Origin of the sequence: Methanosarcina hadiensis (assembly GCF_046529725.1) — an archaeon.
Classification (GTDB): domain Archaea; phylum Halobacteriota; class Methanosarcinia; order Methanosarcinales; family Methanosarcinaceae; genus Methanosarcina; species Methanosarcina hadiensis.
The window spans coordinates 4090665-4114354 of record NZ_CP136241.1; the positions used below are offsets into that span (position 1 = coordinate 4090665).

Consider the following 23690-nt stretch of genomic DNA (forward strand, 5'->3'; position numbering starts at 1 on the left):
CTTAGCTTACTCTTTTTTCCCTCTTCCTTTTCTTCGTAGCAGAACCATAAAGCACAGGAAAATTCCAATTGCTGCCTGAAAACTGAAGCCAGGAGACTCTTCAGGGGTATTTACTTCAGCTACTGGCTCAAAAACCCGCAGGACCGTTTCATGGCTGTCAAGGATTTCACCGTCCAGGTTTACCGCATATATTTTTACATTATAGTCACCCCTGGGAACCCCCTGCCAGATGATTCCTACAGTATCTTCTTTTCCTGCGGTAAGGATGTCTGCAGTTTCTTCAAAAACCTGTGCTTCGCCCTCTTCAGGAGTTAACACAACCCTGATAATCCCATTAAAAGGCACCTGAGACCTTCCGATAATCGTAACGCTTGCCCCATATTCATCTACGTCGATGTCAGAATCAAGGATTTCTACTTTTTCTTCTGCCCTGAATTCCGATATGTAAGCAGTAGTAAGCTCGGGGGAATGGGATCGCGCTTTCAGGAGAGCTGTGTAATTTCTATCTTTTTCAAGGAGGAAAGACCAGTTCATAGCTTTATAATATGCATCCGTTACCGGGACATTTTCGAGGTTTTCGGTGTATATGACATCCGTGCCTGAAAGTAGCTTGAGGTTAAGGTCTACCATTACGGGCTCAGGCACCTGAACGAATCCTAAGTTTACGGAGCTTGTAAGGGACATCAGAACTGAAGCTTTTTCCGAATCTGCAGAGAGGTCCACAACTTTCAGGTTTGAAAGGTGCGGATTTCGGTAAGTAAAAGAGGTTTTTTGGGTTTCGAGATTTTTACTCCCTTCCTTTACAGAAAGCTCTGCCGTATACGAATCTCTATCTTTTCCGAAGTCTTCCGGAATTCCCCAGAAAAGGACTTTTGTAATCTCCTGCCCTGCCTGCACTGAACCAAAGTGAAAGGTTTCAGATCTCAGAACCTCTCCTCCCGAACTCAGGGTAAAAACAAGGGATATATTCTCATGGGACTCTTCAAATCTGACCGTTGCATCACTCAGGTCATGGTCTGAGAAAAAATCAATAATAACTGCGCCCTGCTCTTCAACTGTTGTGCTGCCTGTTGCTCCGTAAGCAGGGTTTATCTGGGCGCACAGGAGAATCAGTAATAAAGTCAGAGAAAATAAATGAAAAGCAGATTCTCTTTGCCGTGAAAAGTTCTTTTTTTCTGGAAGGCTCAAGCCCGGTTCCTCCTTCTTTCCAAAAATGCAGAGAACCGGGGCCAGTAGCCGAATCAGGTTCTCTGCAATATGAATATATGTCGGAACCTCTATGTTTAACTTTTTGATTTCTTCTTCGACTTCGGTTTTAATGTGCCAGAAAGAACTGTAAATCTGTTTCGTAAATCTGTTTCAATTTTTTTAATGCTTTATTTTTTTGTTATCCAGGTCCCGCAGGAAATAGGAGACTTTTTGGCTGCCTCTCCACCCATGATCTCTCCAAGAAGAGCAGGGTTTCTGGCATCCATAACAAGGGCATCGAGCTTGCAGCGTTCTATAATCTTTGCAGCTACAGGGTCCACAGGTGATTTGGAGCCTGCCTTCATCTCAATTGCCATAACAATGTTTATGAGTTTTTCAGGAGAGATTTTGTCGTATTTGACTGCACTCGGGTCGCAGTTAGGGTCTGCAGAATAAACACCGTCAATCGAGGTTGCAATTGTCAGCAGGTCTGCCCGCAGATATTCCGCAAGGATTGCAGCAACGGCATCAGTTGTCTGGCCTGGTGTAACTCCTCCCATTACCACCACTTTTCCTGATGTCATGGCTTTTGAGGCTTCAAGATAGTTTGAAGGAATTTCAGGATAAGCATCGGGTCCGAGAGCTGCAATAAGCAGCCTTGCGTTCAGGCGAGTGATTTCAATGCCTATGTAGTCACAGGTCACTTCGTCTGCCCCCATAGCCCTTGCAGCGCCTATGTAGTCCCGTGCTGCTTCTCCCCCGCCAGTTACTACAAGCAGTGTATGTTTTTTGGATATGTCGCGCAGAACATTTGCATATTTTAAAAAACGATCCGAATCAAGGTTTTTTGCGAGAATTGAACCGCCTAGTGAGAGTACTATGAGCATGATGATCTCTACACATTGATAATTCGGATTTTTAAATGTATCGCTGAGTATTTTTTCCTTAAGTCCTGTAAAAACAGAAAACTTCACTATTTTTTACCTTAACTAAAGGTTGAATGGTTCCTGTCCTTCGGAAGGCCCGAATCTGCATGCCAGTATGTACAATGTGTAAAGTGTTTTGAGAAATTCACCAAGCACATTAACATACCTGTGATTCTCAGATCTGCTGTGACAGAACTGGAAGGACCCAACTTTAAGCAAAGAGCTGCCATAACAAAGGAGATATTCAGACGGACTATTCAAATGGACTTAATAGCGAGAAATTCGAGGTGCCAAATATGGTGGAAAGAGTGAATTTAATCAAGCTTGAGAAAAGGGTTGGAACTTAACTATCTCTATCTATTGAGAAGTGGGGTTTCAAAAGATCCAACCTACTTCACAAGGTTTATTATTGTAAACTGCACATATATGTTAACGTTCTACTAGGACGAAATCAAAATTTTCACTACCATAACCTGTAAGCCCATTGCATCCAGCTCCTTTCAAGCTCTGTCCAGACAACTTTATTCTTCTCTATCTTTACCATATGTTTTCTGATAGCTATGTCATTCTGGAATCAGTAAGTGGATCAGGAAAACCAGGAACGCTATAAATGATATACGGCGGACAATGTGTTTTTTACTATCTGTGATATTCGGAATTCCTTTTGGTCAACATTGTGCCCTCGCGCCATTCAGGTAGTAAAACAATGCATATAAGAGAATATATGCAATATATTATTACTACAGGCAATTTTCCATGCACGGACTAAAGGTGGGTTTACAGGAATCCCCTGTTGTAAGAGATATATTGAGAGAAAATTTTCACAGAAAAATCTTGGGGCAAGTGTACATGGACAGAACAGAACTGATTCAACTATCGGGCCTGAATTCAGGTATTGCTGCCGCCAACATAATAACTTTCTCTCCAAGATTGATCGGACTGGAGTTGTTAGGGGCCGGTGCATTTGAAACAGCTCTTGGCAGCACATTCATTTTCTTAAGCGCCGCCCTGTTAGTCTACGGCAATTATAAGATCCACACCAGACGGAAGAACGGAGATCAGACCAGTAAGATCTGGACAGTGGAAGATTACATTAAAGCACTGAATGCTCACAGGGAGCTCAAAACATTCGAAAAAACCACTGATCTCCTGCTCGATCAGATTGACCGACTGCGGATAAAGAATAAAACTATCAGGAATATCCTTCTGCAGATCTTCAGTGCCTCAGAAATGAGCTACAAGAAATTTGATAAGGCTATCGCCGATGTGGAGAAGATATTCTTCATGAATATCCGCAGCATTCTCAATAAGTTGGATGCATTCGATGAAAAGGACTACAGTTTCGCCAGAAAGGAATACAAAGAAGGAACCTTTCCAGAGCAACTTGTGAAAGAAAAATTTGAGGTTTATAGTGAGTATATCAATTTTGTGAAAGCTGCCACTGAAGATAATGAGCAGATCCTGCTAAAGCTTGATAAGCTGCTGCTGGAGATTTCAGGTTTAAACAGCATAGAGAGTGGCCAGCTGGAGCAAATGGCAGGCATGATCGAGATCGATAATCTGATCAAACAGGCAAAATACTATAAGAACTGAAAGGGGAAGCATCGGCATGCTGAAAGAAAGCAACAATAGAGTAATTTTGAAGATATTCGGAGCAGCAGTTGCAGTTTTTGTCTTAGTTTATCTGGCAATTACTGTAATCGGACCTGGTGAGGGACCCGGCAAGGGACTCGACGGGGAATCACTGGATGACATTATTAAAGAAATCAATGTAAACACAGTCCAGCATCCTATGGGCCAGGTTATCGTTCCCTCAGACCTGCATGACTCCTTGACTGAAAGCTTGCCTGATATCTCCAAATACCCTCCGCAGGTTGATAAGAGCACATCCGCCTACATCGAAATATTTTCCTCAACTGAAAAGGCTGGCAGCGGTACTGATGGCTGGCTGACAGAAGTAGCCAGAGACTTCAACAACGCGTCAATAGTGATTGATGGAAAACAGGTATCGGTAAGGCTCAGAGGAATCCCCTCCGGGGAAGCTGCCGATTATATTACTTCCGGGAAGTATGTGCCTGATGCCTATACGCCATCCAACGAGCTCTGGGGTGAAATGGTCATCTCCAAAGGGGTTAAGGCCGAGTTAGTGCAAGAAAGACTTGCCGGCAATGTGGCTGGAATCCTGCTCACCAAATCCAAGAAAGATGAGCTGGTAAATAAATACGGAGCAATCAATACCAAGACGATCAGTGAAGCTGTCGCAAATAGGGAACTGGCGATGGGCTACACCAATCCTTTTGCCAGCTCAACCGGGCTGAACTTCCTGATGTCAACTTTGTACACCTTTGACAGCAGCAACTTATTGAGCGAAAAAGCAAAATCAGGATTTGAGAGCTTTCAAACCAATATTCCCCTGGTAGCCTATACTACCCTGCAAATGAGAGAATCTGCCAAATCGGGTGTTCTTGACGGTTTTGTTCTGGAATACCAGACCTACATGAATACACCGGATATCAGATACTACGAGTTTACTCCCTTTGGATATAGACATGACAGCCCGATGTATGCAATTGGCGAATTATCGCCAGAGAAAATGAAAATCCTGAACGAATTCGTTAAATTCTCCCAGCAGGAAAAGTACCAGACTCTGGCCACAGAATATGGTTTCAATGGCTTTAATGAATACCAATCCGAAGCCGGACCCGTCAGCGGTGATGTTGTTATCCAGGCTCAAAAGCTCTGGAAAGAAAAGAAAAAGCCTATTTGCGCAGTATTTGTGGCCGATATCTCTGGCAGCATGATGGGGGAGCCTCTAAACAATTTGAAAGACTCATTACTCAACGGTCAATACTATATCGGCGAGGACAATATGGTTGGCCTGGTATCATATTCCAACGATGTTAATATCGATTTACCGATTGCTAAATTCGATCTGAACCAGAGGGCATTATTTGCAGGAGCGGTTAATGATCTGGAGGCAGGTGGCAGCACAGCAACCTTTGATGGGATCGCTGTTGCTATGAAGATGATTCAGGATCAGCGGGCTGAAGATCCTGATCTGAGACCGATTATCTTTGTTCTCAGCGACGGCGAGACCAATAGAGGTCATTCGCTGGACGAAATTAAAGGCACTGTGGAGGATCTTGGGATACCTATATACACAATTGGCTATAATGCGAATATCCCGGCCCTGCAAGCTATCTCCAGCATCAATGAGGCTGCCAGCATTAACGCTGAGACCGATGACGTTGTTTATAAGCTGGGCAATCTGTTCAATGCCGAAATGTAAATACAGGGGGAGTAAGATGGCTTTTACTATGGAAGTGCCTGATGAAGCGGCAATCAAGATTGAGGTAGAGGAGAAGGTTAAACCGGTATCAGAGGAAGTAGCCCAGCTTCAAGCTCTTGCGGAAAGGAATGTTGCGGAAATTCTGACCCTGGATATCGATGAATTTGCCAAAAAGAAGTATATCCTCCAGTCTATCGAGTCTTTTGGAGATGCCTCGATGAGAAGCTCAGCAGCAAAAAATTCTTTGCTGCAGATAACCATCGGGAACCTGTCCAGAGACGGCGATGAAGGCGGAGTTGTGGCAAAAGGTTTAATGGATCTGAATCGGGAATTAAAAGACCTGGATCCCAGTCTTATCGATTTTACCAAGACCGGAATCTTAGGCAAGTTTTTCAACCCTATCAAGGATTATTTTGCCAGATACCAGAAAGCAGATTCGGCGATTGCTGATATCATTACCTCCCTGGACAAAGGTCAGACAATTTTGAAAAACGATAATACTACTCTGGAGCTCGAACAGCAGGCATTGCGCAATTTGACTAAAATGCTGATGAAGGAGATCCAGCTAGGTACCCTGATGGATAAATCGATTGAGACGCAGATCGAAACGGCTAAAGCCAGGAACGAGGATCCGGAAAACGTTAAATTTGTTACCGAAGAAGTCCTGTTTCCTCTGAGGCAGCGGATTATGGATATGCAGCAGATGGTTGTCGTCAACCAGCAGGGCGTAATGGCTATGGAGATTGTGATCCGAAATAATAAGGAACTGATGCGGGGGGTAGAAAGAGCCAAAAATGTGACGATTTCAGCTCTGCGGACCTCAGTGATGGTTGCCGGCGCTCTCTATAACCAGAAGATTGCCCTGCAGAAGATTCAAATGCTCAATGAGACTACGGATAATATCATCAGCAGCACCTCACAAATGCTGAAGGAACAGGGGGTAGAAATCCAGAAACAATCAATGGAAACCAGTGTCTCTATCGAGACGCTGAAAACCGCCTTTGCAGATGTCATGGAAGCGCTGGATTCCATAAATACTTATAAGCAGGAAGCTCTGCCCAAAATGCGGGATACTATTAATCAGTTCAAGGAATTGGCTGCCATAGGCGAAGAACAGATTCAGCAGCTGGAGAAGGGGCGTAAACTGGAGGTTAGCTGAAGAAAGCCGATTCTTGCCGATCCGCTAAGACTGGGATGGGTAGATATGCAATATGTAGCTCCTTGAGGCGAGTGGATCAACTGCGAGAAAACAAAACTTGATATGCCTGCTCTCTTGTTGAAACAGCAATCATAAGTATTAAGGTTGCCAGGTCAATTTTTTCTCGGTGCTGGTATTAATCCTGTTCTTCATCAGAGAAATCACCGGGATAACAACGAAGCCTTAAAGATCACCTGACGTTAAAGAATAACAGGAAAAAGGGATTATTTGATTTAAGGATGCCTCTGAGAGTTAAAATAAGCATCATATAGTATATATACCAGCTTAACGCTATAACATAACTGACTAATCAGTCAATTTTAGAGATCGTATATGAAGGAACAGGTTAAAGATAAAAGGAAAGCCATTATGGAAGCAGCCCTGAAACTCTTCACTGAAAGAGGCTTTCACGGTACATCCACTGCCCAGATCTCGAAAGAAGCAGGTGTAGCCACAGGCACCCTTTTTAATTATTTTCCTACAAAGGAAGACCTTATTAATAGCCTGTATTTTGAGGTTAAAGGAGATTTAAGCCACGCTATCGGGAAAGATATCGAAGCCGAGAATAATTTCCAGGATAAATTACGAAGAATGTGGTCAAATTTAATCAAATGGGGAGTTGACAATCAGGAGCAATTTCTTTTTATCGGCCAGTTCTGTTCATCCCCCTACATAACAAAATTTACACGTGAGGAAGTGATGAAAGAATATATCTTCCTCCATAAGCTTGTAGATGAAGGAATAAAAACAGAAGCAATTAGAAACTTCCCCGCTGAACTGACAATTGCAATGTTTTATCAGGGCAGCAGGGCGGTAGTGAACCTTATTCTTGATTCAAATTCTTCACCGGATAAAAACAAAATCATAGCAGATGGATTCCAGATTATCTGGAGAGGTCTGGCTAAAGAGTAATTTTTTTCATTTCATATGTGAGTGATCAGTCAATCAAAAACGGGCAAAAGATTCAAAAATTCAGGAGAAATAAAAATGTTATACAGAAAAATGCCAAAGAATGGAGACGAGCTTTCGATACTTGGATTCGGATGCATGCGCCTTCCCATGAAAGAAGACGGCAGTATAGATGAAGAAAGAGCTACCAGACAGATACGCTATGCAATCGACCAGGGAGTAAACTATGTTGATACGGCATGGCCCTATCACATGGAGCAGAGCGAGCCTTTCCTCGGCCATGCTCTTGCTGACGGATATCGAGAAAAGGTTAAACTCGCAACAAAGCTTCCTTCCTGGCTTATAAAGAGCCGGGAGGATATGGATAAGTTCCTGAATGCCCAGCTCGAGAAGCTCAATACCGACCACATAGACTATTACCTCATTCATGCTCTCGTTGGTGAACTGTGGGATTATATTGAAAAATTAGACGTGGCTGATTTTCTTGACAAAGCCAGAGCTGATGGCCGTATAATTAACGCAGGTTTTTCCTTCCACGGCTCGGGAGACGAGTTCAAAAGGATAGTGGACGCCTACGACTGGGACTTTTGCCAGATCCAGTATAACTTCCTGGATGAAAAGAACCAGGCAGGTACCGAGGGTCTTGAGTATGCGGCTTCAAAAGGCCTCGGAGTAATCATTATGGAGCCCCTCCGCGGAGGATACCTCGCAAGCCCTGTCCTTCCTGCTGTTCAGGAGATCTGGGATGAGGCTCCTGCTAAGAGAACCGCTGCAGAATGGGCTCTTCGCTGGGTATGGAACCACCCGCATGTCACGGTTATCCTCTCCGGGATGAATGAGGAAAAGCATATCCAAGAAAATCTTGCAGCAGCAGACAGAGCATACCCGAATTCCCTGACAGAAGCTGAACTGCAGCTTGTAAAGAAAGTAGAGCGGAAGTACCGTGAAATCATGAAAGCAGGCTGTACAGGATGCAGATATTGTATGCCCTGTCCGGGAGGGGTGAATATTCCGTTATGTTTCGAAACGTACAATAATCTGTACATGTCTGACAATGCAGGCGAGACAAAGTTCATGTATGCTGCAAGGCTGGGTGGTATCCTGTCCGGCGGAGAGACCGAGTTTGCATCCCGGTGCATACAATGTGGAGAATGCCTTGAAAAATGCCCTCAGCACCTTGATATTCCAGTGATTCTCGAATCCGTTGTAGAAGAACTTGAAGGGCATGACCTGGAGGAGAGAGTTGTCATAGCAAAACAGATATTCAAGAAACAGAGTTAAAGCGAGAAAACTTTTAAGTGCCAAAAAAGCAGAATGAAGATATTGTTTAAGCTTACTTTTATCAGGAGATTAAACAATTTTTCCATTTTTCTCTTCTCATTCTCAATTCAGCTAATAATTCAGTTAATTGTACTCTCCCAGTTTTTGGATTTTGATAAAACTCAAATTGTAAACAATAACTCAAAAATTATAAAATCAAACACGTACGAGTATGGCACAAAACTCTAAAAAGCCTCCAAACTAATAATTATTGCCTGATAACTTGATATTTAAGCTGTTTATTGCTAAAGCATTCAATTCTTCTGAGTAAGGGTGGCACATGGATCTTAACGATATATTGAAGGCTGTTAAAGAAGGAAAAATCGACCTTGAGGCTGCAGAACATCAGGTCCGCAGTCTGGGATTTGTCTCTTATTCGAATATTGCAAAGCTTGATTCCCACAGGAAAAGCAGGACCGGAGTAATCGAGGCTATTCTTGCTGACTGCAAGGAGCCTGAAGATGTGGTGGAAATGGCAAGGATAATGGCAGGAGAAAGTAAAAGGGCTCTTATTACCCGTGTTACTCCTCCGCATCTTGAAGCTTTAAAGAAAGCTTTCAGTCCTGATAGGCTGGAATGGAACAGCCGGGCACGTACAGTAGTTATCCACAACGGCACTCCTGCCCCCCGCACAGGTGGGGTTGTTGGAGTCATATCCGCAGGCACGGCAGATATTCCTGCTGCAGAAGAAGCCAGGGTTATTGCTTCTGAGATGGGTTGCGAAACCATCGCGGTGTACGATGTAGGAGTTGCCGGAATCCACAGGCTAATTCCCGAACTTCAGAGGCTAAAGCTGCGGAACCCGGGAGCGATTGTTGTTGCAGCCGGAAGGGAGGGGACGCTTCCTACCATAGTCTCAGGGCTTGTCGACGTGCCTGTGGTAGGACTTCCCGTTTCCACAGGTTATGGGGCAGGAGGCGGAGGAAAAGCTGCCCTGCTGTCAATGCTCCAGTCCTGCTCGACGCTTGCAGTTGTAAATATTGATGCCGGATTTGTTGCAGGGGCTTACGCAGCAAGGATTGCCAATATGATTGCTGCTGCCGGATCTGGAAAAATAACTGAAAAAGCAGAGCAGAAAGAAGAGCCGGAACTATAAATTTGACTACAATGATATTCGTAGACATTCTGCAGATAAGTTAAAAGCAAAATCCGGGAGGAACTTTATGAAATCACTTGTCTTCAATCCTTTTTCAGGTGCAGCAGGAGATATGATTCTGGGTTGTGCTCTCGACCTAGGAGCCGACAGAGAAACGGTAAAGGAGTTAATAGAAGCCTCAGCACCGGTGTCTGTGGATATCAGGGAAGTTGTGAAAAAAGGAATAAAAGCCCTCGATGTCCGAATAAATGTACCCGAAAAAGAGCATGTAAGGACATATCCCGAAATCGTGGACCTTGTAAAGGCTGCAAACCTGTCTCATAAGGTAGAGGCAAGTGCTCTCGACATTTTTTTGAAAATGGCCGAAGCCGAAGCTTCAGTGCACGGGCAGCCTGACCTTGAAAAGCTTCATTTCCATGAAGTGGGGCAGAGCGATGCCCTTGCAGATGTCATAGGCTCTTCTGCGGCCATTCACTCCTTAAATTGTGATTCGATTTACTGTACTCCGATCAGCGTGGGAGGCGGAACAATAGAATGTGCTCACGGGACTTTGCCTGTGCCGGCTCCTGCAACCCTTGAGATTCTCAGGAGAGGAAAGCTCTATTTCAGGGGAGGGAACGTGAACAAGGAGTTGCTTACTCCTACAGGATCAGCTATTCTCGCTCATTTTGCAAAACCTGTCGACACTTTCCCTCAGGGCAGGGCAATTGCCATCGGATACGGGGCAGGAGATGCCGAACTTCAAGGTCCAAATGTGCTGCAGGGAGTGCTTCTCGAGCCTGATTCGCACCTGATTCCGGATATAATCGAGGTTCTTGAGACCAATGCCGACGATGTAAGTGGAGAAGTCCTTGGCAACCTCTTTGAAGAACTTCTCTCAATGGGAGCAAGAGATGTTGCAATCATGCCAGCTACAATGAAAAAAGGAAGACCTGCTCATATTATAAAGGTCATTGCAAAGCCCGAAGACAGCTCAAAACTCGCCCGGAAGATCATTGTTGAAACAGGATCTCTTGGGGTCAGGGTTATGCCTGCCAGGCACAGGTTAATGGCTGCTCGGAATATTGAAAGGATAAAGGTGGAACTCGAAGGTCAGGAGTTTGAAACCGCGGTCAAAATCGCCAGGGACTCGGAAGGGGTCCTGCTCAATATCTCTGCTGAGTTTGAGGACTGCAAAAGGATTGCAAAGTCCAGTGGAGTTCCTGTAAGAGAAGTTATGCGGCGGGCAGAAGAAACTGCAAGAAAACTTTTTTCCTGATTTTTTTCCTGAATAAAGCCTTGAAAATGCTTTAAAAAAATGGCCTTCAAGTTAAAATTCAAAGATCCGGAAAAGAGGCTCAATAAAGTTTCCGGAAAAGAATTTTAAGAAAAGTGGAAGTCCGGATTTCAGACTTTACTTTTCTTTCTGACTGCTTACTATTTTTCTCATTCTTTACTATTTTTACTATCTGTTTCTCAAAGTTTGCCCATCGAGTGCAGGAGTTCTGCATTAAGGACACTTGCACCTGCAGCACCACGGATTGTGTTGTGGCCCATTGCGATGTAGCGGATTCCTTCCCTTATCCTGCCTACCGATACGCTCATACCCCTGCCCATATTGCGGTCAAGGCGAGGCTGAGGCCTGTCGATTTCATCCCGTACTATCAGGGATTTAGCTGGTTCTGACGGCAGTTCCCCAAGTTTAGGGTCGAATTTCAGGAAGGCTTCCCTTACCTCTTCAGGTGTTGGTTTGTCTCTCATGCCTGCCCAGATAGCTTCCGTATGCCCGTCAACTACAGGCACCCTGTGACAGGAAGCACTGACCTTTACATCCGCAGGCACGATTTCGGAACCGTTGAATTCCCCGAGGAGCTTTAAGGTCTCAGTCTCCATCTTCTTTTCTTCGCTCCCTATGTAAGGAATTACGTTATCATAAATTGCCATGGCTGCAACCCCGGAAAACCCTGCCCCGGAAATCGCCTGCATTGTGGCTACCTGTACGGTTTCGAGTCCGAATTTCATAAGGGGCTTTAAAGTGACTGTCATAACAATTGTGGAGCAGTTAGGGTTTGTAATAATATATCCGTCCCAGCCCCTTGTGTCCTGCTGGACTTCGAGGAGTCCGAGGTGCTCTGGGTTTACTTCGGGAATTACAAGAGGTATGTCTTTTTCCATCCTGTAGGACGATGCATTGCTCGCAACTGCAAACCCGGCTTTTGCAAACTCGGGCTCCACTGTAAGGGCAAGGTCTGCAGGAAGAGCCGAAAAGACCACGTCCGCATCAACGGCTTTTGGGTCTACAGGGACAACTTCTATGTTTTCAACGCTTTCCGGCATGGCTGTGTCAAGCCTCCAGCCTGCCGCTTCTCGATACGTTTTGCCGGCACTCCTTTCGGACGCTGCCAGGGCTGTTATCTCAAACCAGGGGTGGTTTGAAAGTGCTTCTACAAATCTCTGCCCTACAGCGCCTGTGGCGCCTAAAATACCCGCTTTAACTGCTGCCATCTAAAAAGCTACCTCCGGAGAGATAAGAAATGATTTGATAAACGAGAAAAAGAAAAGAATGGAATAAAAAGTTATTCCATCTTGATCTCTGTTTTTTATTCCGTTACTTTAATTGCCTGGTTCGGGCATGCTTCTTCACATGCACCGCACTCTACACATTCGTCCTGGTCAACAACTGCAAGTCCCTTTTCCTCATCGAGGGTGATTGCTTCAGAGGGACATTCATCGACACAGGTTCCGCATCCAGAACATTCATCTGCGTTAACTAATGCTGGCATATTTTTCACACTCCTTTTTGTTTGCTCGATATGTACCAGGAAATTATATCGGGGCGTTTTTGAAACTTCCATAGAATATCGAAAAAATGATCATAACGCCATTACTCAGATAAACATAAAAACTTATCGCTTTTTAGCAAAAAGCAATTTTCAAGAATCGGAAGGAGCAAAGGCTTACGCTTAAAAAATTTGTTTTTGATCGTGTGGATGTAAAATTTATATTAAATTTGCTTGAAATTCAGGTCCAGTTCATAAACTTATTGACTGATCCTCAAAAAGAAGAATTATGCCATATGCAGAAAGAACATAAATGCTTTATATATCAGGTTAAAAAAGTGAGGCTCAAACAGTCATGGAAGCCATTATTGTGTGTAAGGGTTTTTAGTGGCACATCAACTAAATATCTCAAATTATCTCTATTGGTTTAATGGTTACAATTCTTCAACAAGGACAAGAAAATTGTAAAGAGTAAGAATTTTTGGTGCATAGTAACTCTCACTTTCTAAAATAAAAGTTATTATCTAGAACGAAAATGCTATTATCTTTGTGATAAATTTGATTTTCAAATTATAATATATAATATCATAACAGAGAATCAGGTTCTAATTAAGTTTAATAAAAGGAAGTAATATTATGGAAAGAAAATGTACAGGTTGTAATGCAGAGATGAAAAACGCTTCATTAAGCGCAAATGGCGGCTATGCTTTACTGGAAGAAATAAAGAAAGGCTTTAATCGTAAAGTTTGTGGCGTAAATACCTATGTTTGTCCGAAATGTGGACATATAGAATTAGTTGCAGAAAAACCAGAAATATTTGATAAATAATCTTATTTTGTGTCATTATTTTCAAATTTTGCTTAACACTAAAACATAATAAAAAAATATGAAAATGTGTTTGTTAGCATACTGAATCATGTAACGCAATTCCCGAATCCGTTAGACGGTACATCCCATCTTCAAGCTTGAGGAATCCTTCTTTGAGCAGGAAATCCATATTAAACTTAAAGAAGAAATCGTTTAAGCCTGACTCTTCCTTCAGCTGGTTTTCAGTCTTTCCATAGATTCCAACTGTCCGGAGGAGTTTTCTTCTTGCCGGATTTATGGAAACTTTTTCCATCATCATATGCTCATTTTTGACAGCTTCGCCTTCCGTAATTTCTCCTCTGGAAGCGAAATAATCATCAAGTTCATCTATTTCATCGTGCATAATTGAAGCCCCATTTGTTTTTAATGTCTTGGTTTCTCGGTTTTGTATTTTTCGTTATTTTCGAAGCCTGAGTTTTATTGGTGTTAATTTTTATCTTTTTGCCGGTCCCTGTTCATACTTACTTCTTTTTCATAATCCCGCTTATTCTCGTAATTGCATCAGGCTGTTTCTGCTCCTTTTTCTCAAAAGAGATGCCCGTCTCCCTTAACTCCTCTTCAAGTGTGTCCTCTACTATTTTTGTGAGCTTATCTTTTGGGACTTTTGTAATTGCGGAAAGCAACCTGAGTTCGAATTTTTCATTCTTGCGGGGAATGAATTCGACCTGCGGAACTTCTTCCGAAGAGGTCACACTACCCTTGATAATGGAATCAGGAAGTTTAAGGGAAAGCTTAACATGCCCTATAAAATCAGGGTTAATTTCCTTCACTCTATCTCTTATTGCCTGAAGGCTCTCTTTAATAAAGCGCCTGGCTTCCTCGGGGTTATACATGCTGGATACGAGGATGTACAGGACTGAATGAGCAGAGACCTCCGAAATCTCAATGGAATTTTTCTTATCCTGGAAAGGCTTTTCAACCCCTGGAAGTGCGAGATGGATGAGTAAATCCTCAAACTGTTTATCTCCCAGTTTTGCTGAAAATTTCAGGATCCTCGCCTCGGGATTCAGTTCAACAAGCATCTTTTCTGTTGCCATGACTATTTCTGCAGGCGCTATGTCCACTTTATTTATGCCAAGGATTTCAGCTTCCTTTACCTGAGTTTCGATAAACCTCGGGATTTCTTTTGCCTCAGTGCCAAAACGACCGGGGTCTACAAGGGTAACAACAGGAGCAAAAGATAACTCGGAAAGCCCCATAACCTCAATTTCTTCCTTTATCTGCCCTGGAAAAGCAATTCCTGTCGGCTCGATAATTACAATGTCAGGCCTGAACTCCTCTTCAAGCGTCTGAAGCGTATATTGCATGCTGATTTTCAGTGTACAGCATATGCAGCCGCTTGTCAGCTCCTGAGTCATAATCCCTGGGCTTTTAAGTGTCTCTCCATCGAGCCCTATTTCTCCGATCTCATTTACGATAATTGCAGTCCGTTTTCCGGCATCGCTAAGCTGCCTGCTGATCCTCTGAATTGCAGTTGTTTTCCCGCTTCCGAGAAAACCCCCTATAATCATGACTTTCATGTTTTTCCTGTCCTAATTATCTGAAAAAATTATATCTTGAGCTGACAAACCTAATATATTTACTCATATATATAAAATTGGGACGCCTTTTTATCAAGAGCTTGTTTCAAAATATTTCTGGTATATTCTGGTATGTTTCTGGTAGGGATTTTTTTTCCTTTTCCTTCATTCGGATTTGCACGTGTGAGGGGAAACGTATCAGAAGAAGATTTGGTTTTGTATTTCTCTCATGCCTTTCCAACTTTAATATTAAGTAGGGAATATTCAAAGTGTAAGTGCCTCTGGAAGAATCTACCTGGTCTTCCGGGTTCTACCGGGTGAACGCCTTTCAAAGTTTCGGAAGCACTTTAAGTCCTAATTCTGTTAGTCTGTAAACACCGTCTTCATCCTTATAAAGAAAATCGGCGTTTATAAGAACTTCTGCATGAAACTTTAAAGCAGCTTCGTCAAGGCCAGTTTCTTTAAGGAGCTCTTCTTTCCTTTTTCCAAGAAAGCAAACCGTCCGCATTATCTCTCTGCGTGTCTGATTGGATGCTGCATTATAGGTTTTCTCACATTTTTCCTGCAGCAGTTCTTTCTCAGTTTTTACCCGTGAATCCAGAAAAAGGTCAATTTCATCTTTTTCTTCTGCCATTTCGTGGCCTCCTGCCGTAAAAATATCTTTTGAAAATCAGAATGGTTAATATATATTTATTTTGATTTTGTTTCGGAACTTTCATTCTTATTATATCAGGGAAGACTAAATGTCACGGGAGACTATACCAAGTGAGATAGTTAAAGAAATTACAAAACTATAATTTGTATAATTTCGGAACAGGCAAATGAAACAAACGATTAAAATAGTGGGAATTCCTGACAATTAACCTCAGGAACACTTCTTTTTTGAAAATCTATGAAAAATAGGCTTGCGTTCCCATCCAAAAACCTGGAAGTTCCGAACGGCATTAAGAGATGCTTTTATTTTATCTGGGAAGAGATATTGAGGTACTGGACTCACGGGTTGCGAGTTTTAATTTGAGTTCTTTATTTCTTCTATCCCTTTTATGTGTGGAGTAGATCTTGTAATATTTGTGGGGTGTTAAAGAGATGAGAACGCAATTCATACTATGTATTCCTTGTATATAACACTTTTGTAATTTTACGTAACACATAATATTATTATATTCGTATATCCTTATTACATTATTCTAACTTTATTTAACGAAACTAATATTATAGAACCTGTATATCCTTCCAATGAATCCCAGAAAAAAGGATACCTTATTTAAACAACACTTTTCTTGATTTACTTCTCTTTATTCAAGAATGATCAGGTATTAACAAACTGGCGTAAGAAAAAGAGAAGAACAAGTAAGAAAAATTTGCGACATGCCTTAAGTTCTTAAACAGGTAAAATGTAATTAGAAATAACAGCAACAGGCCTCATAATTTCAGGAAAAAAAGGAATCTGCTGGAGAATCCAGCGCAACTTCTAGTCCTTTATTTCAGTTCATGGTTTTATCGTTATTTTATTGCCCCTGGGAATACTCGACTACGCTTCCGTCTTCATTGACCATTTTCATTTTGCCATCTTTCATGCTCATTTCGGAGACAACTTTTCCTGAAGCGTCATAAGCAGTCCAGAAATAGGTCTCTCCGTTCTCTGACCACATATACTCAACTTTTGAGTATTCATCTTCTTCAATATTTGTTTCATAGACGGCTTTGCACATTGGAACTCCATCAATGGTCTCTATTCCGGTGATCTTCATTGTAACTTCTTCGCCTGTCTGGGGGTTTGTTGATTTCCAGGAAGAACCTACAGCGCACCAGTCGCTAGATTTCCCGCTGGATACCATCTCAAATTCAGTTTCTTCGTCCTCTACAGAAGCTTCCTCTCCATCCATTTCTTCTGCTGACTCTTCAGGGACATTTGTGTCTTCTTCGCCGTCTTCACTGCATCCCGAGGAAGCAGCAAAAATTGCACACATGAGTATTACGAATACTGAAAACCACTTCTTCAACATAGCTCCTATTCCTCCTCGATTTCTTTTAGGTTTTAAGTGATTTTTCTTTTATTTATATGTGCTTATTCCCGCTTTTACAGGACGAAACGGCTTTTTTTCTATTCTTAAATATTAAATTAACGTGCAAAGAAAAAATTTCCTTATTTCAGATCTGGGGCCTTACTGCTTAAATTATATTTTCAGAAGAATTTATATACTATCTCGTGAAGATCACAAAAAGGCCGGAAGCAAAGTAAAAATACTCGTTCTGAGGGACATTAAATGCAATGTACGCCAATTACACCTGAATTGAAAGCTTTCCTTATCTCAATAGGTTCCGTTTCTGTTGATCCTTCGCTTATTCCAAGGGCCCGGGGTTCTACTGCAGGTCCCGGAGCGGGTACAAGTTCCGTTTTTTTCAGGGCGGGAGACAAACGGGTCAGGCTCAGCACGAATAAGGATTCTCCCCTTTCTATCATAGCAGTAGATGACAGGGGAACAGTCGCGCTTCTGCACGAAGGAAAAGAACTTGCCAGAGGAAAACTTGAGCCTGCCCCTGCACACTGTCCTGATCAGGCTTTTATTACGCTCTCCGAGAGGTGCATCTTTGACTGCAAATACTGCCCTGTACCTAAACTCCAGGGACATGTCAAAAGTGAAGAGGAAGTCCTGAGCATAGTGGATGATGTCTTCAGGGCAGGAAGCCTCAAAGCTATTTCTCTTACATCCGGAGTCGAAATCTCGATCGAAGATGAAGTGGAGCGTGTGCTCAAACTTCTCCCTTCCCTCAAAAAATATAATGTCCCCATAGGAGTTTCCGTATACCCTACGGAGGAATGTTCTCGCAAATTCTACGATGCAGGGGTTGCCGAAGTTAAATACAACGTCGAAACAATGGACAAAGAGATTTTCCAGAAAGTATGCGGAGACCTCTCTCTTGATTACATTCTGGACCGGCTTAAAGAAGCTGTGGAAATTTTCGGAAAAAACAGGGTTTTCAGTAACTTCATAGTCGGACTTGGGGAAAGCGATGATTCTGTAAGGGAAGGAGTCGAAACCCTTGCAAAAATAGGTGTAATTCCTATTCTTCGCCCGGTAAACCCTCATCCCCTCAGGTCCGGAGCTTGTTTTACCGACCGCCCGTCCCCTGAACGCCTTTTAAAACTCTTGAAAATTGAAGCTGAAATACTGGATAAGTATGGGCTTGACCCCTCGCTTGCAATGACAATGTGTTTGAAATGCACTGGTTGTGATCTTGTACCCTCTGTGGATTTCTGACCAGGACAGACTGAAGAAAAATAGGTTTCGAGTTATCGAGGCAGTATCTTTTAAATATTGAGCCTGACTTTTAATCTTTATTTTCTTCACAATATTTTTACTTTTATAATTCTGAAAATTATTTTTAGACTTTTTATTTTCTTCCCTTTCTTCAAAGAGAAACCCCTTTATTTCCACTGGAAACATTCATAAATTTATTTTATTCAATATGCTTAGTTCTTCCTTGTCTATGGCTTTTCATTCTTTTCCTATATACTTCTTAATTGTATCGCGGGTACTATTGCTATTAATGAGTTTTCTTTCTCCTTTCTTGTTATTATCTTTCGCTAACTGGAACGCTTCTCCTTCTTCTTTATCTTACTCTTATCAAAATATGTATTTTATTCAAATCTCCAATACTTCAAGGCCTCTTCATATTATTTTTATTCTGATTTTTTGCCAGTTCCCTGATCTGCACTGGTATCCATATTTCCCTCTTCTACTTATCCAGGTATTATCTCCCTTTCAATCATCTTTTCTCTTTCGTTTTCATTTTCTTCTCTTTTATTTTCATTTTTTCTCTTTCATTAATATTGTCTCCTTTTCAATCATTTTTTCCCTTTTAATTATTTTACCTTACACAGCCCTTTTTCTGTCCTGTATGAATTTCTTCTGCACATTTTTTCCTGTTCATTTGAATCTCATCCCCTCTCAAATTTTCTCCAGAATATCGGTTGTACACTTTTTCCTTTATAATAAATATAAAAAAAGCCCCAAATTTCCACTGGAATCTACATGTAAACGGGGTACTCTTTATTTGATATATACAAAAATAGTGTTTGGACCTGAAAATTCTTTAAAAGATTAAGTCTCTATCTTAGAGAAAGAGTTTGCATTGTTTTGAGCCTCTCATTCCCCTGCTTTTATTAAAGTCTATTAAATACTAGTGTGTATCTTTTTAGAGGTTATAAGTAAAAGAAATGAAAAGACAGGGATCACTGAGATTACTCTACAGATTGAAAATACCTGAATAAATTTTGAATATCGACTTAAAATCCTTTATATGTTTAATCCGATTTTTCTGAAACTTAGTTAAAGTCCTGAAATCGACTACCTAATTTTGTTTTTTATGTATCAGAAGAAACTTTTCTTCTAAATAATAACGACCCCTTCATTTCCACTGGAAAGGGTAACAGGAAATTTTCCTGAAAAATAAATTTCCCGTTCCGTTAGATCTAGAATTCAAATCTTAATCGTGTCTTACACTAATTAAATTATTTTATTCTCCAGTTGGCTATAAATATTCAGATATCAGATATTTTTACCCATGCCTGTTACTTCTTCCGCAGTCATGCCTTCATGGACAATTTTTGAAATTCTCCGTACAAGTCCAGTTGGGTCTTCTGCCTGGAATACATTTCTTCCTATTGCAACACCGCGACCGCCTGCTTTAAGGGAGCCCTCAATCATTTCCAGAAGCTCTTTTTCCGAGCCCATTTTGGGACCGCCTGCAATAATTACCGGGACAGGACAACCGCTGACTACTTCTTTGAAAGTCTCCGGGCTTCCGGTATAGTTTGTTTTGACAATATCCGCTCCAAGTTCGGCTCCGATCCTTGCTGCATGCTTTACTACATCAACATCGTATTCGGAACGGACCTTTTTCCCGCGTGGATACATCATTGCAAGGAGAGGAATTCCCCATTCGTCGCACTTTCCTGCAACGTAGCCAAGACCCTGCAGCATCTCGTATTCGTCTTCAGCCCCTACATTAATATGAACAGATACAGCATCAGCCCCTACTTTTATGGCTTCTTCAACGGTTGTTACAAGGACTTTATGGTTCGGGTCAAGAGAAAGTGAGGTTGAAGCTGAAAGGTGGATTATCAGGCCGACATCATGCCCATAACCTCTGTGACCGTGTTTTGCAAGCCCCATATGTCCGAGAACTGCATTTGCTCCGCCTTCTGCAACCCTGTTTACAGCTTCCTGAAGGTTTATAAGCCCTGAAATGGGTCCTGCACCTACACCATGGTCCATGGGAATGATAATGGCGTTACCTGTATTTCTATTGAAAATACGTTCCATCCTTACAGATTTTCCTATAGTACTCATAGGCTGTGATATACGGATCAGATAATATATACTTTCTCTGTGTATCGAAAGATGCTGTAATTCTTACATTAAAAACGCTGTACTCTTTACATTAAAGACGCTGTGCTCTTTGCATTAAAGACGCTATACTCCTTACGTCAAAATACTGCTTTTCATAGACTCAGTCTGTATTTTCGTTCTGGTATACTCCTGAATAACCTTCTTCCACTTCAGTATTAAGCGTATAGAAAAGGAGCTGCATTATCCTTGCATTCTTCTTTAACCTGAAGCCAGCCGAGTTATAAACCACAAGCATGGACTCACTTCGTCCCCTGTAACCTGCATCCCATACTGCCGTTTCAAGGGTTGCCCCACACCGTATAAGGCTGGATCTCGGCTTTGCAATTGCAGCCAGGTTCATGGGGATATTTACGATTTCGTTGAATATCACTTTATAAATCCCTTCGGGTAAATGAATCCAGTCATCTCTCCCGAATTCGAGGGGTTTTGAGTCTGGAACCACTCTCCCTGAATTGTCAAAATCGACAGCTCCGGCACCTTCTATTGTTTTTATCTCCTTCAGGGTAAGTTCAAGCCCATTAGGCTGGACCTGAGTCTCAATATCAACCGCATTTTCAAGCAAAGGAGGATTTGATTGTATGAGTTTTCTTAATTCATTGCTGGATAAAAGAGTCATGGAAAACTGTAATTGTGTGTATTCTTTATTACTATTTCGGGCTCTTCGGACCAATTAATTCTTTTAGCAAACTGTCTTAAGTAACGTATCTTATTTTTTTCTTTCTTTTCATCCTATTTTATATAACTTTACATTATTATTTTACTATTATTCTGCTGAGAATTAGATGAAAAGGTTTATTGTTTGTGGGTTAATACCTCTAGATAAAATGGATAGTATTGTTATAGTCTTGATAATATCTGGATATCATTATTTTATTACGTTTATTAAAAAGACTTGAATGAGGTTGTTAAAAATGAAAGAAAGACTGATCATGTGTGGGATTATTTCTATTTTTTTCTTTGTTTTGATTACTGGATTTGCCCTCGCTGCCGCGGACAATCCGCTGGATCCATCTACTTCAAATAATAGTGAAGGGTATTCCCAGGAGATTACAATTACTGAAAATTCAGGAGAAACTCTTACAGATTATCAGGTTCCTATTTACCTCAACTCTTTTAACTTCAATTTCTCACAGGCAAAAGAAGACGGTTCTGATCTTCGTTTTTCTTCCAGGGGAAGAACACTCAGTTACTGGATCGAAACATGGGATCCGGAAACTGAAGAAGCTATTATCTGGGTCAAGATTCCTTCTCTTCCTGCAAACAAAGATACCACACTCCTTCTGAAATACGGAAACCCTGCAGATGAGGCAATAAGTAACGGAGGCAAGACCTTCGAATTCTTCGACGACTTTGAGGGAAATAAGCTCCAGGGACTTATATGGAACTCCGAAACTGCTGGTGGTGGGCTTGTTGAAGTTAAAAACGGCATCTGCCACGTGACAGCTCCTAAGCCTCATGCTTATGATTATTCTACTATTTATACCAAGAAAAGTTTTGGTATTAATTCAATGTTTGTTGTTAAAAGAATGAAAGTCACTACAGGGAAAGATGAGAGAGGTCCTGTACTGAGGCAGGGTTTCATAGATCAGATTAAAAGCAGGAAAAATGAAATCACACACGAGACACAATATGCCAATGAGAGCAGGGTGAGCTGGGAAACAGCTTACAGCAAAGAGAAGTTTAATTCTTTTGACAAAACTGATGTCAGGGTTCCTGAAGGACAGTGGTATACTTCCGGAATTGCCTGGTACGAAGAAAACGACACGCGCCATGTAGCCTGGTTTAAGAATGGAGTACGGAATGCAAAGATGGATTATTCTTCAAATGAATATATTACAAACTTCCCTATGCGTATCTATCTTTATGCAGAATCTTATTCCGATGTCTCAAAGAATACCGGATATATGGCTGTAGATTATGCTTTTGTCCGCAAATTTGTTGTACCCGAGCCAACTGTCAGTTTTGCCCCGGACCAGATGGAAACCGGAATTTCTGCCGGAGATAATACTCATGACTCAGGTTCGGTTTCCGAATCCGAAACTATCCTTCCAGAATCCGAAACATCTCCTGAGGCTGATACTGTCTCCCCAGAAGCCTCAAACACCGGAGGAAATTCCGATGGTAATGTAAGTGTGCAGGAAAGCCACAGTGGAAACGATACTGAGCCCCGGAAAGCTCTTTTCCCGGATTACCAGGTAGGAATCTCAGGAATCAAACTTTCCTCTCCATACAGATCCGAATTCCCGGTACTTGAAAAGGAGCTTAAGAGTTCAAGAATTGATACCATTTTCCTGAGTATTAATGGCCCGGATGCCTGGCAGTATGAGCGTTTTGTAAAAACGGCACATGAGAGAGGTATATCGGTACATGCAGTACTTCTTGAAAGTCTGAACTGCACCTCAGAAACAGCTACGAGAATTTCCCGGTCTTCTCTGAACTCTGTCCTTGACTATAATGAGAAATCACTTGCACCTTTCGATGGGGTTAATATTTACGTAAAAACTTCTCCCGGTTCAGGTACAGGAAGCAGCTGCATGGACTATAAGCCTCTTTTTGAACTTGCAAATGAAAGAGCCGGAGAAAGTATATCTCTATCAGCAAGCATTCCTACCGGTTACAGCGGATCTGGGATTGAGAATATTTCTCCTCTGGTAGACTTCTTCATTGTACGGGCTTATGATACTGGAGCCGGAGACCTTAACTCCACATCAAACATTGTAGATACCGTTGCCCCTGAGATGGGTGAAATAAGAGGCTCTAATTCAAGCGGTATAATTGAAATTTCCGTAGAAGAAGGCTTTGAAAATCAGCTTTCAATACAGAACCTTTTTGCCAGCTTTGAGGAATACTATGGGGAAGATCCAGCTTTTAAGGGAGTTTCAATCTCCAGCTACGATAAGTACACAGCCCTGCCTGTAGATGCTGCTTCTGAACAAAACAAATTTTCACTGCCAGGATTTAAAGTATTCTCTGTACTGCTTGCAGGGCTGGGAGTGTTTGGTTTTCTTAAAATGAAGAGAAAATGAGAGCCTGAATCAGGAAATGAAAATCTGCAGGCAAATAAAGTTAAATGAAAAAAAATAAAGAGAGTAAGAATAACTAACCTTTTCTCTTTTTTCTTTTCTCTTTTCTCTTTTTTCTTTTCTCTTTTTCTTTCTCTTTTTTCTCTTACTTTTTAGCTATTTTTATCCCTCTTTTGCA

20 protein-coding genes are annotated in these 23690 nt (G+C 41.8%); 10 read left to right on the top strand and 10 right to left on the bottom strand.

Annotation, left to right across the window (positions count from 1 at the left end):
* Positions 1-6: 6 nt before the first annotated feature.
* Both RSJ42_RS17620 and pyrH read right to left on the bottom strand, forming a co-directional pair.
* The gene (locus RSJ42_RS17620; protein ID WP_410508526.1) at positions 7-1188 is read right to left on the bottom strand and encodes a hypothetical protein; all 1182 of its coding nucleotides are present in this window, start codon (positions 1186-1188) and stop codon (positions 7-9) included.
* 188 nt (positions 1189-1376) lie between these two features.
* Positions 1377-2075: a UMP kinase gene (pyrH, locus tag RSJ42_RS17625; protein WP_410508527.1), complete on the bottom strand. Its 699-nt coding sequence runs from the start codon at positions 2073-2075 to the stop codon at positions 1377-1379.
* 888 nt (positions 2076-2963) lie between these two features.
* On the opposite strand from pyrH, the gene RSJ42_RS17630 reads away from it, so the two are divergent.
* The 7 genes from RSJ42_RS17630 (at position 2964) to larC (ending at position 11184) form a co-directional block, all read left to right on the top strand.
* A complete protein-coding gene (locus RSJ42_RS17630) occupies positions 2964-3707 on the top strand; it encodes a hypothetical protein (protein ID WP_410508528.1) in 744 nt (247 codons plus the stop codon).
* A 16-nt stretch (positions 3708-3723) separates the two neighbouring features.
* Positions 3724-5403: a VWA domain-containing protein gene (locus RSJ42_RS17635; RefSeq protein ID WP_410508529.1), complete on the top strand. Its 1680-nt coding sequence runs from the start codon at positions 3724-3726 to the stop codon at positions 5401-5403.
* Positions 5404-5419: 16 nt separating this feature from the next.
* Complete coding sequence (locus RSJ42_RS17640; RefSeq protein ID WP_410508530.1) at positions 5420-6562, top strand: toxic anion resistance protein; 1143 nt, start codon at positions 5420-5422, stop codon at positions 6560-6562.
* 372 nt (positions 6563-6934) lie between these two features.
* Positions 6935-7513, top strand: a complete 579-nt coding sequence (locus RSJ42_RS17645; RefSeq protein WP_410508531.1) for a TetR/AcrR family transcriptional regulator — start codon at positions 6935-6937, stop codon at positions 7511-7513.
* Positions 7514-7588: 75 nt separating this feature from the next.
* Positions 7589-8791, top strand: coding sequence for an aldo/keto reductase (locus tag RSJ42_RS17650; protein ID WP_410508532.1), 1203 nt, complete (start codon positions 7589-7591; stop codon positions 8789-8791).
* 319 nt (positions 8792-9110) lie between these two features.
* The gene (larB, locus tag RSJ42_RS17655) at positions 9111-9926 is read left to right on the top strand and encodes a nickel pincer cofactor biosynthesis protein LarB (protein WP_410508533.1); all 816 of its coding nucleotides are present in this window, start codon (positions 9111-9113) and stop codon (positions 9924-9926) included.
* 67 nt (positions 9927-9993) lie between these two features.
* The gene (gene larC / locus RSJ42_RS17660) at positions 9994-11184 is read left to right on the top strand and encodes a nickel pincer cofactor biosynthesis protein LarC (protein ID WP_410508534.1); all 1191 of its coding nucleotides are present in this window, start codon (positions 9994-9996) and stop codon (positions 11182-11184) included.
* 197 nt (positions 11185-11381) lie between these two features.
* Here the strand turns inward: larC and asd are convergent, their stop codons facing one another.
* Both asd and RSJ42_RS17670 read right to left on the bottom strand, forming a co-directional pair.
* Positions 11382-12410 (bottom strand): aspartate-semialdehyde dehydrogenase, encoded by a 1029-nt coding sequence (asd, locus tag RSJ42_RS17665; RefSeq protein WP_410508535.1) that lies wholly within the window; start codon positions 12408-12410, stop codon positions 11382-11384.
* Between the two features lie 95 nt (positions 12411-12505).
* The gene (locus RSJ42_RS17670; RefSeq protein WP_410508536.1) at positions 12506-12688 is read right to left on the bottom strand and encodes an indolepyruvate ferredoxin oxidoreductase subunit alpha; all 183 of its coding nucleotides are present in this window, start codon (positions 12686-12688) and stop codon (positions 12506-12508) included.
* A gap of 633 nt (positions 12689-13321) precedes the next feature.
* Between RSJ42_RS17670 and RSJ42_RS17675 the strand changes: the two genes are divergently transcribed.
* Positions 13322-13513 (top strand): hypothetical protein, encoded by a 192-nt coding sequence (locus RSJ42_RS17675; protein WP_410508537.1) that lies wholly within the window; start codon positions 13322-13324, stop codon positions 13511-13513.
* Positions 13514-13586: 73 nt separating this feature from the next.
* On the opposite strand, the gene RSJ42_RS17680 is transcribed toward RSJ42_RS17675, so the two are convergent.
* The 4 genes from RSJ42_RS17680 to RSJ42_RS17695 all read right to left on the bottom strand — a co-directional run bounded on the left by RSJ42_RS17680 (position 13587) and on the right by RSJ42_RS17695 (position 17078).
* The gene (locus RSJ42_RS17680) at positions 13587-13895 is read right to left on the bottom strand and encodes a hypothetical protein (protein WP_410508538.1); all 309 of its coding nucleotides are present in this window, start codon (positions 13893-13895) and stop codon (positions 13587-13589) included.
* Between the two features lie 118 nt (positions 13896-14013).
* Positions 14014-15072 carry a CobW family GTP-binding protein gene (locus RSJ42_RS17685; protein WP_410508539.1) on the bottom strand — a complete coding sequence of 353 codons (1059 nt, stop codon included), beginning with the start codon at positions 15070-15072 and terminating at the stop codon, positions 14014-14016.
* Positions 15073-15400: 328 nt separating this feature from the next.
* A complete protein-coding gene (locus tag RSJ42_RS17690) occupies positions 15401-15706 on the bottom strand; it encodes a hypothetical protein (RefSeq protein ID WP_410508540.1) in 306 nt (101 codons plus the stop codon).
* Positions 15707-16580: 874 nt separating this feature from the next.
* Complete coding sequence (locus RSJ42_RS17695; RefSeq protein ID WP_410508541.1) at positions 16581-17078, bottom strand: hypothetical protein; 498 nt, start codon at positions 17076-17078, stop codon at positions 16581-16583.
* 261 nt (positions 17079-17339) lie between these two features.
* On the opposite strand from RSJ42_RS17695, the gene RSJ42_RS17700 reads away from it, so the two are divergent.
* Positions 17340-18335 (top strand): radical SAM protein, encoded by a 996-nt coding sequence (locus RSJ42_RS17700; RefSeq protein WP_410508542.1) that lies wholly within the window; start codon positions 17340-17342, stop codon positions 18333-18335.
* 1290 nt (positions 18336-19625) lie between these two features.
* Here RSJ42_RS17700 and RSJ42_RS17705 read toward each other — a convergent pair.
* On the bottom strand, positions 19626-20429 hold the full coding sequence (locus tag RSJ42_RS17705; protein ID WP_410508543.1) for a 2-amino-3,7-dideoxy-D-threo-hept-6-ulosonate synthase: 804 nt from the start codon (positions 20427-20429) through the stop codon (positions 19626-19628).
* A gap of 160 nt (positions 20430-20589) precedes the next feature.
* The gene (locus tag RSJ42_RS17710; protein ID WP_410508544.1) at positions 20590-21105 is read right to left on the bottom strand and encodes a deoxyuridine 5'-triphosphate nucleotidohydrolase; all 516 of its coding nucleotides are present in this window, start codon (positions 21103-21105) and stop codon (positions 20590-20592) included.
* 295 nt (positions 21106-21400) lie between these two features.
* Between RSJ42_RS17710 and RSJ42_RS17715 the strand changes: the two genes are divergently transcribed.
* The gene (locus tag RSJ42_RS17715; RefSeq protein WP_410508545.1) at positions 21401-23515 is read left to right on the top strand and encodes a DUF2341 domain-containing protein; all 2115 of its coding nucleotides are present in this window, start codon (positions 21401-21403) and stop codon (positions 23513-23515) included.
* Positions 23516-23690: the final 175 nt, after the last annotated feature.